Consider the following 624-nt stretch of genomic DNA (forward strand, 5'->3'; position numbering starts at 1 on the left):
CGGTGTTGCGGTATTCGGCCTCTTAATTTGGCTGCTGCGTTACCCGATTTTATCTCTGCTCAGCGCGCCAGAAACTGTTATGCCTATCATAGATAGTTACTGGCCTTGGTGGCTGCTGAGCTCATGGGTTGGTGCAGTCCTTTATTTTTACTACAGTATTTGTCGTGCCAATGGCAACACTATGCTTCCGGGCACTATGATGATGGTGACAAGTGGTGTGAACGTGGTATTAGACCCGCTGTTCATTTTCACGCTCGATCTCGGCATTAATGGGGCAGCGTTGGCAACCTTAGTTGCATTTGGGTTTGGTATCCTTGTCGTTGCGCCAAGAGTGAAGCGCAACCACTGGGCTACAACGCAATGGCAAGATCTGAATGTGATGAAAAGCGTCACTTCGATAGGTAACATCATGGGGCCAGCCATGGTCAGTCAATTGCTACCGCCGCTCTCTTCAATGTTCGGGACCAAGTTGCTTGCCAGCTTTGGTCCTGCCGCAGTCGCTGCTTGGGCGCTAGGCTCACGTTACGAGTTTTTTGCCATTGTGTCTGTATTGGCACTGACCATGTCGATGCCTCCAATGGTGGGGCGCTTGTTAGGCGCAAAGAACTATCGAGACATTCAATC

At 50.5% G+C, this 624-nt stretch carries 1 protein-coding gene; it reads left to right on the top strand.

What is annotated here, in order from left to right:
- Positions 1-624, top strand: a 624-nt coding sequence (locus R7Z50_RS28640) for an MATE family efflux transporter (RefSeq protein ID WP_318149899.1), incomplete at both ends; no start/stop codon positions are given.

It is taken from the genome of Vibrio sp. 1249-1, from assembly GCF_033340495.1.